Source organism: Nostocoides sp. (assembly GCF_035343835.1).
Taxonomy (GTDB): domain Bacteria; phylum Actinomycetota; class Actinomycetes; order Actinomycetales; family Dermatophilaceae; genus Nostocoides_A; species Nostocoides_A vanveenii.
On record NZ_DAOQZV010000287.1, the window covers coordinates 1 to 3,713 of the forward strand.

At 70.1% G+C, this 3,713-nt stretch carries 3 protein-coding genes and 1 pseudogene; 2 read left to right on the forward strand and 2 right to left on the reverse strand.

Translation table 11 applies throughout. From position 1 onward, the window contains the following. Together PKH97_RS14895 and PKH97_RS14900 are read right to left on the reverse strand one after the other, a co-directional pair. Positions 1-694, reverse strand: a pseudogene (locus tag PKH97_RS14895) (inositol-3-phosphate synthase); the annotation flags it as partial. 26 nt (positions 695-720) lie between these two features. Further along, a complete protein-coding gene (locus PKH97_RS14900) occupies positions 721-1,332 on the reverse strand; it encodes a PadR family transcriptional regulator (RefSeq protein WP_324388364.1) in 612 nt (203 codons plus the stop codon). A gap of 209 nt (positions 1,333-1,541) precedes the next feature. On the opposite strand from PKH97_RS14900, the gene PKH97_RS14905 reads away from it, so the two are divergent. Both PKH97_RS14905 and PKH97_RS14910 read left to right on the forward strand, forming a co-directional pair. Beyond that, positions 1,542-2,453 carry a TIM barrel protein gene (locus PKH97_RS14905; protein ID WP_324388365.1) on the forward strand — a complete coding sequence of 304 codons (912 nt, stop codon included), beginning with the start codon at positions 1,542-1,544 and terminating at the stop codon, positions 2,451-2,453. Between the two features lie 2 nt (positions 2,454-2,455). Beyond that, complete coding sequence (locus PKH97_RS14910; protein ID WP_324388366.1) at positions 2,456-3,625, forward strand: Gfo/Idh/MocA family oxidoreductase; 1,170 nt, start codon at positions 2,456-2,458, stop codon at positions 3,623-3,625. Positions 3,626-3,713 lie beyond the last annotated feature (88 nt).

A 3,713-nucleotide genomic window follows, 5' to 3' on the forward strand; every position in this document is an offset into this window, starting at 1 on the left:
GCTCGCGCTCGAGCATGTTCTTGAAGTCCATATTGCCGCCGACGTTGAGCTGGTAGGTCCGGTCCAGCACCACGCCGCGGTCCTCGAAGAGCTTCGCCATCACGCGGTGGGTGATGGTCGCGCCCACCTGGGACTTGATGTCGTCGCCGATGATCGGCACGCCGGCGGCCTCGAACTTCGCGGCCCACTCGGGGTCGCTCGCGATGAAGACCGGCAGGGCGTTGACGAAGGCGACGCCCGCGTCGATCGCGCACTGGGCGTAGAACTTGTCGGCCTCCTCGGAGCCCACCGGCAGGTAGGAGACGAGCACGTCGACTTGGGCCTCGCGCAGAGCGGCGACGACGTCGACCGGCTCGGCCGGGCTTTCGTCGATGGTCAGGCGGTAGTACTTGCCGAGCCCGTCCAGGGTGTGGCCGCGCTGGACCGTCACACCGGTGGTAGGGACCTCGGCGATGGTGATGGTGTTGTTCTCGGAGGAGTTGATCGCCTCGGCGAGGTCCTTGCCGACCTTCTTGTCGTCGACGTCGAACGCGGCGACGAACTCGACGTCATTGACGTGATACGGGCCGAACTGCACGTGCATGAGCCCGGGGACGGTGCCGGCCGGGTCGGCATCGCGGTAATAGTGGACGCCCTGCACGAGGGAACTCGCGCAGTTGCCGACGCCGACGATGGCGACGCGAATGGAACCCATCAGGGTGCTCCTTATTTCGGTGATGGTTAGCGGCCGAGTCGGCCGGGTGGCGTGAACGCCGGGTGGTTGGGGTCGGTCAGGGTGCCGGGGCGGGCGGGTGCGCCGCGTTCGGCGGTGATCAGGTCACCGAGCCAGCGCAGGTCGCGCTCGATCTGCTCTTCCGTATGCCGCGTGACAGCGATGCTCCAGCTGTCCCGGGTGGTGCGCTGACGGTTGGTTGCCCGCAGGGCGGCCAACCGCTCCTCCAGACGGGCGCGGCGGCCCTCGAGGATGCGCAGCCGCGCCGTGGACTCGGTGCGCCCGAAGAAGGCGACGCGCAACTCGAAGCCCTCGTCGTCATACGCATCGGGGTCAACGCGCGCGGTGAGAGCGCCGAAGCGGCTGCGCCCGGCGTCGGTCAGTTCGTAGGTGATCCGGGGCCGGCGGCTCGCGGGCGCGGACGCCGGGTCGGCGCTCTCGCTGAGATAGCCGTGCGCGACGAGCGCGCGCAGCGCGGGATAGAGCGTCCCGAAGGACAGCGCCCGGAAGGGGCCGAGCGCAAGGTTGAGCCGCTTGCGCAACTCGTACCCGTGCTGGGGACCCTCGTGGAGGAGACCGAGCACGGCGAACTCCAGCAATTGCTGGCGGCGGGTTGTCATCATGTCTCCTCTCGATATATCGGGCTGATATATCGCAACGCTAGCGGACAAAGTCGGCGTTTGTCATATCGACGCGCCGCCAAGCGTGGCCTGACCCTAGGTGAGCGCAAATGTGCGCACATATCTTTGATAGAACAAATAAGGTCGGTTGCCGTATGCTGTGACTGGCGTCCCCGCCTACCCTCGCCACTCGAATCCGGAGGTTTGTCATGTCCCCCTCGCTCGGTGCTCTCGACGGCCGCGTCGCCGCCGCGCCCATCTCCTGGGGCATCTGCGAAGTGCCCGGCTGGGGTGAGGTCATGCCGTCCGACCGGGTGCTCGGCGAAATGCGCGAGCTGGGAATTCCCGCCACCGAACTCGGTGCCCCCGGCTTCCTCCCGGAGCAGGCCGGCGACCTGAACGCGCTGCTGGCGGGCTATGGCTTGGCGATGATTGGCGGCTTCGTGCCGCTCGTCCTGCACGACCCGGCCCAGCGGGCCGAAGCCCTGCGCCGCGCCACCGAGGTCGCGGAGCTCTTCCAGGCGGCCGGGGCGACCCGGTTCGTCACCGCGCTGGTCCAGGACTATGACTGGTCGACGCCCGTGCCGCTCGACGCGGCCGGGATGGCGATCGTCGGCGAGGGCCTGCGCGAGGTCGACGCCATTTGCGCGGCCCACGGCCTGACCCAGGTCCTCCACCCGCACGTCGGGACGGTCGTCGAGACCGCGGCCGATGTCGCCCTGGCGCTGGAGCACACCGACGTCCAGTGGTGTCTCGACACCGGCCACCTGCAGATCGGCGGGGTCGACCCGGTCGCCTTCGCCCGCGAGCACGGCGACCGCGTCGGGCACGTCCACCTCAAGGATGTCGACGTGGCGACCTCGGACCGCGTGCTCTCCGGTGAGTTGACGCTCGTCGAGGGCGTCCAGGCCGGGATGTTCCGCTCGCTCGGCGAGGGTGACGTCGCGATTGACGAGGCCGTTCTCGCGCTGGAGGCCGGCGGCTACCGCGGGTGGTATGTCCTGGAGCAGGACACCGCGCTCACCCAGGGCCTGCCCGCCGCGGGCACCGGTCCGGTCGACGATGTGCGCACTTGCCTGGACTACCTCGCCACCAACGTCGCGCCCCGGCTCGGGGCCTGACCATGACGGGCGCGCAGCGCACGCTCGGGGTCGGCGTCATCGGCGCCGGCTGGCTTGGTGATGTGCACGCCCGGGCGTGGGGACGCCTGCGCCACCACTACGCCGACCTGGGGGTGACGCCGCAGTTCGTGGCGGTTGCCGACAGCGTCCCGGGGGCGCGCGATGCTGCGGTCGCCAAGCACGGGTTCGCCACGGCATACGGCGATTGGCGCGAGCTGATCGCGGACCCGCGCATCGAGGCGGTCAGCGTGACCGCGCCCAACGCCCTCCACCGCGAGATCGGCGTCGCCGTCGCCGCGGCCGGCAAGCACCTGTGGATCGAGAAGCCGGTCGGCCTCTGCGCCGCGGACGCGCAGGCGGTCGCCGATGCCGTCGCTGCTGCCGGGGTGCAGGGGACGGTGGGGTTCAACTACCGTGCGGTGCCGGCGTCGGCTCGCTTGCGCGATCTGGTCGCCGACGGCGCGATCGGTATGCCGACCCACGCCCGGGTGCGGTTGCTCACCGACTACGCCGCTCACCCGCTCGGCACGCTGACCTGGCGTTATGGGTTGGCGTCGGGAGGCCATGGGGTCCTGGGCGACCTTGCGTCGCACGCGGTCGACCTGACGCGCTATGTTCTCGGTGACCTCGCCGGGCTGGTCGCGCAGACCGCGGTCTTCATCCCCGAACGGCCGGTGCTCCAGGAGGGCGCGCAGACCTATGGCCACGGCCTCGGCGACCCCGAGGCGCCCAAGGGCGCGGTCGAGAACGAGGACTATGTGATGGCCATGATGCGCACCCACGCCGGCGTGCTCGTCGCGCTCGAGTGCAGCCGGGTGGCCGTAGGTGAGCAGAACAACTACGGCATCGAGGTGCACGGCACCACGGGCCTGATCGAGTGGGACTTCCGCACGCCCGGCGAGTTGCGCCTGTCCACCGGCAGCACGTATGCCGATCAACCCACCCAGCGCCTCTTCGTCGGCCCGGGCGCCGGCGAGCACGGGCGCTTCCAGCCGGGGTCGAGCATCCCGACCAGCTATGACGACACCAAGGTCGTGGAGTTGGCGGGCTTCGTCCGCTCGATCCTGTCCGGGACTTCGGAAGGCCCGGTGCTCGCCGATGCCGTCGCGTCGGCCGAAGCCTTGGATGCCATGGTCCGCTCCGCCGCCGGCGCCGGCTGGGTCACGCTCTGACCCACCCCCCGTCGAAAGGCCGGTTCAGGGGCGTCGAAAGGCCGGTTCAGCCCCGTCGAGTGGCCGGTTCAGCCCCGTCGTGTCCCAC